The following is a 4636-nucleotide window of genomic DNA, read 5'->3' as shown; positions in this document are numbered from 1 at the left end:
CACGGTTAACGCTGTGTCCTGGACTAACCCAGTTGGGCGAGATTCCACCCCCTCACATATAATCCCAACTAGAGAAACATTTGGAAGTGTTTACTCATTAACCGCTCTTGGCTCTATTCGCAGCTACGGGAAGGTTATCTCCTCCCACTCCCTCACCTCACGAAGTAGGTGGGGGTCATTGAATTATCCAACATAGTCCCTAACAAATATAACAACGCCATCCGCACCGCCACCCCACTGGTGACTTGTTGGGAAATTAAACTGAGACGGGGATCATCCATTAACTCTGAACTTAACTCCACTCCCCGATTCACGGGCCCAGGGTGGAGAATTTTCACGTCCGGGTGACAGGACTGCAAGCGATCGCGGGTAATCCCAAACTGCTGATGATACTCCCGTAAACTGGGTAACAGGTGTTGGGTCATGCGTTCCCGTTGTAACCGTAACGTCATCACAAAATCTGCCTTCGCTAACGCTGGATCAAGATGCCAATGGAGTTGTACCTTCCCCATAGACCCAAACTCCAACGGTAACAACGTCGGCGGCCCCGCTAAATGCACCTCGGCCCCCGCAGTGGTTAAACTCCAAATATTAGAACGGGCCACACGAGAATGGAGAATATCCCCCACAATTGCCACTTTTTTCCCCTGTAAGGACTCAATCTGGGGGGAGTCATTGTCGAGTAACAAACAGAGGGTAAACAAGTCTAATAATGCCTGGGAGGGGTGTTCGTGTTGTCCATCTCCCGCATTTAAAATACTCACTCCCGTTTCTAGCCGGTCCATTTCTTGGGCAATAATCTGGGGGACTCCGGCCTGTTTATGGCGTATGGTCATAATATCGGCCCCCATGGCCAAATAGGTCTTAGCCGTGTCTAAAATCGTCTCCCCCTTACTCAAAGACGACGAACTAGAGGCAAAATTTAATGTATCTGCCGAGAGTCGTTTGGCCGCTAACTCAAAACTGCTGCGAGTGCGAGTCGAGGGTTCAAAAAAGAGATTCGCCACCACTTGCCCTTGTAAGGCAGGGACTTTTTTGGTGGGCCGGGAGAGAATTTCTCGGAAACTGGCCGCCGTTTGCAAAATGGTATTGTATTCCTCCCGACTAAAATCGGCGAGAGAAAGAATATGGCGACGAGTCCAAGTGGGGGGGGGTGTCATTTGCAGTCATTCATCCAAGCAAGCATCCTCTATTAAATCATCCGGAGGACGCGATCGCATCCTCGAATACAGGTTTTTAATGAAACCCATCAGGGAAACTGCCATGAAATATCTTATCTCTTTATTAAGTGGTGCGATCGCACTAACGGTTGTCGGTTATCAATCCCTCGACGGCCTCACCGACAAAACCCAATCCCTCTTAGCCCAAGCTAACCCCACTCAACCCTCGAACACCGTCCAAACCATCACTCTCCCCCCCAGCAAACAACTCCCCGCAGAAGTTACCATCGAAACCTCCCCACCCGTGGCCAAGGGACTCTCGGTGCAAATTTTCCATCCTGATCGCCATTGTGACACCTTAATCTCAGAATCCGCTACTGTCTCCCCCCAAAATTCCCTAGAGGAGGCCATTGGTAAAACTATTAAACAAGGCATTAATGGCGATTTTTCCCTAGCGGGATATCGTGTCAATGTCAATAATGGGACAGCGACGATTGATTTCCGTCTAGCTGCCGACAGTCGCCGCAATTTCCAATCTTTATCCCAATGTGAATTATTCGCCCTGTTCGGCAGTTTACGTCAAACCTTAACCCAAAACCCCCAATGGAATATTAAAACTGTCCGTTTCACTGAACAAGGACAGGAGATTTCTCTTTAGAATAAATAGGGAATAGGGAATAGGGTATAGGGAATAGGAAATAAGGGAATAAATAGAGAATAAATTTTGGGTGTACCTCACGCTTCGTGACAATTGCTATATTATCTATCACCAATTACCAATTACCAACTAATAATCACATTTTCCTTGAACAAAATTAGTTGCTTGTACCGTTGAAACTGCCGGGGAATATAAATAGCCTTGGGCAAACTCACAACCTAATTGTTGTAACAATTGGACTTGTTTTTGAGTTTCTACCCCCTCAGCCACTAACGTCATTCCTAAACGATGGGCTAACGTAACTATGGTTTCAACAATCTCAGTTTTACTGGTATGAACATCTAACCCTTGGACAAAACTCCGGTCAATCTTTACCGTATCAATGGGATATTCATGGAGACGACTTAGGGAAGAATAGCCAATCCCAAAATCATCAATACATAACCCAAACCCTAAACTTTTTAATGCCTTTAAACGGTCGCCTTGTAACGTTTCTGCCTCCAATAAACAACTCTCCGTCACCTCTAACTGTAACCCTTGGGGAGAGACTCCTGTTTTCTCACACAGATGGGTAATTTGTTCTACAAAATCCACCTGTTTCAGTTGAATGGGGGATAAATTCACATGAAGTAATAAGTCAGGATTCTCTTGTTGCCATTGAAGGAGTTGCTGACAACTTTGTTGTAAAATCCACATCCCCAAAATATGAATTAATCCCGTTTCTTCGGCCACCGGAATAAACTCCGTTGGGGAAATTATCCCCCGTTGAGGATGTCGCCAGCGAATTAACACCTCAAACCCCTTTAACGCTCCGGTAGCTAAGGAAACAATGGGTTGATAGTATAAGAAAAACTCTTGGCGATCTAATCCCCACCGGAGATCATTTTCTAACTGTAACCGTTCACAAGCATGAATTTGCATCAGGGGATTAAAGACCGCATACTGGCCCCGGCCTTTGGCTTTGGCCCGATACATGGCCACATCGGCATCCCGTAACAGGGTTTCGGGTTGGGTATAATGGGAGTTACCTAAGACAATGCCAATGCTGGTTCCGGTAAAGACTTCGTAATGCTCCAGTTGAAAGGGAAGATAGAGTAAGGTTTGAATACTGCGGGCCACAGCGATCGCATCTTCTAACCCGTTAATATGTTCTAAGAGTAGCGCAAACTCATCGCCCCCCAGTCGAGCAATAGTGCAATTCTTTTCTAAATGGCGTTGTAATCGCTGTGCAACGGCTTTTAACAGGGCATCTCCCACCAAATGACCTAAACTATCATTCACCACCTTAAAGCGGTCTAAATCGAGAAATAAGACGGCATAGCGATAGGTTTGGGGATGGGTGTGGGATTGCGCGATCGCATTTTCGAGACGATGGGTAAAACACACCCGGTTGGGTAAACAAGTCAAGGCATCGTGCATGGCACTGTAGAGGAGTTTCTCCTCCGCAATGCGTTTTGCGGTGATATCCTGCACCGTCCCCTCATAATAAAGCAATTTCCCCGTTTCATCCCGCACCGCACGAGTATCCTCAACAATCCAAATCATCGACCCATCTCGACAATACACCTGAGACTCAAAATTCGAGACTGTATCATTTTGCTGCAATAATTGAATCAACTGGGACCGACGCTCTGGGTCCACATAGAGTTGGTGTCGAATATTGGTCAAGTCTGCGATCAATGCTTCCGGGCAATCATAGCCATAAATCGCCGCCAAGGCCGGATTGGCACTAATATAATGACCATCGGGAGTCGTTTGAAATATCCCCACCGCAATATTCTCAAAAATATCCCGGTATTTCTCCTCGGCCCGATGAGTGGCCACACGGGACTTCTTTTGCTCAATGGCCACCCCTGCTAAATAGGTGGCAAACTCCACAAAATGCCGATCTTCGTCATTGGGGAGACGGGGTTGTTGAGCATATAAAGCAAAGATGCCTAATAATTCCTCTTGAGAAGAAAAAATGGGAATCGACCAATAACTCCGTAAGTTATAATTCAAGGCAAGAGACCGATAATCCCGCCAAAAGGGTGTTTTCGCAATATCGGGAATGATCACTTCTTGCCAATACATCCCGGATTCTGCTAAAAATTGAGGCGCGATCGCCTTAATATACTCTTGAGGCAGTGTCACCGCTACCGATGGCTGAAAGGATTGGCCCGTCTCATCCAATAACCAAATTGAAGCCATTATCTCCCGATATTGCTGTTCAATCATTGCAATCAACACCGCCAAAGTCTCCTCAAGATTTTGGTCTGTTGCAATCATCTCCAAAACCCGTTTTTGGCTGGCCAATAACTGAGCCATGGCTTCATGGTCACTCATAATCGGGGACACAGGTAAAAGTGGGTGTCTTGCTTGGGGCGGCAAATTATACACGATAACAATGCAAAGATAATAAGGGTTCGGCGTTGAAGCTGACTCTCTTTCTGTTGTACGTCCTTTTGTGAAGACAATTTGTATATTTAGTTACTCGCTTTTAATCTCTAATCCCCAAAAAATGCCAAATTTTTGCGGATTTTTGGCCAATTTGCCCCTTTTCCCTTTTTTCTAATCAGTAAAGTTTAGTCAACTTCTCATTAAGATTTTTGGCAAAATCTCCCCGGCCTGCAAAAGTTTCCATTGAAAAAGAAACTCCGCAACGAGGTTTTTAATTCGTTGCAGAGTTACCTCTTAGAATCAGCCCTGTCAAGGTGGGTAACGAGATATGGCGGTTTGGAGTCGCCCTCACCCCCCAACCCCCTCTCCCAACCTTGGGAGAGGGGGAGAAAATGTCTCTCACAAGTGTCTGAAACAACGGTGTCTCGTTCTACAATTT

Annotated in this window: 3 protein-coding genes; 1 reads left to right on the top strand and 2 read right to left on the bottom strand. The window is 46.1% G+C overall.

Annotation, left to right across the window (positions count from 1 at the left end; translation table 11 throughout):
• Nucleotides 1–152: 152 nt before the first annotated feature.
• Nucleotides 153–1160, bottom strand: coding sequence for an aspartate carbamoyltransferase catalytic subunit (locus tag PN462_RS08235; RefSeq protein ID WP_272127600.1), 1008 nt, complete (start codon nucleotides 1158–1160; stop codon nucleotides 153–155).
• Nucleotides 1161–1263: 103 nt separating this feature from the next.
• On the opposite strand from PN462_RS08235, the gene PN462_RS08230 reads away from it, so the two are divergent.
• Nucleotides 1264–1818: a GerMN domain-containing protein gene (locus PN462_RS08230; protein WP_272127599.1), complete on the top strand. Its 555-nt coding sequence runs from the start codon at nucleotides 1264–1266 to the stop codon at nucleotides 1816–1818.
• Between the two features lie 129 nt (nucleotides 1819–1947).
• Here the strand turns inward: PN462_RS08230 and PN462_RS08225 are convergent, their stop codons facing one another.
• Nucleotides 1948–4143, bottom strand: a complete 2196-nt coding sequence (locus PN462_RS08225) for a sensor domain-containing phosphodiesterase (protein WP_272127598.1) — start codon at nucleotides 4141–4143, stop codon at nucleotides 1948–1950.
• Nucleotides 4144–4636: the final 493 nt, after the last annotated feature.

The sequence above is a fragment of the Spirulina sp. CS-785/01 genome (assembly GCF_028330525.1).
Lineage (GTDB): Bacteria > Cyanobacteriota > Cyanobacteriia > Cyanobacteriales > Spirulinaceae > JAQMSD01.
This window is presented reverse-complemented; position numbering and strand designations above follow the sequence as displayed.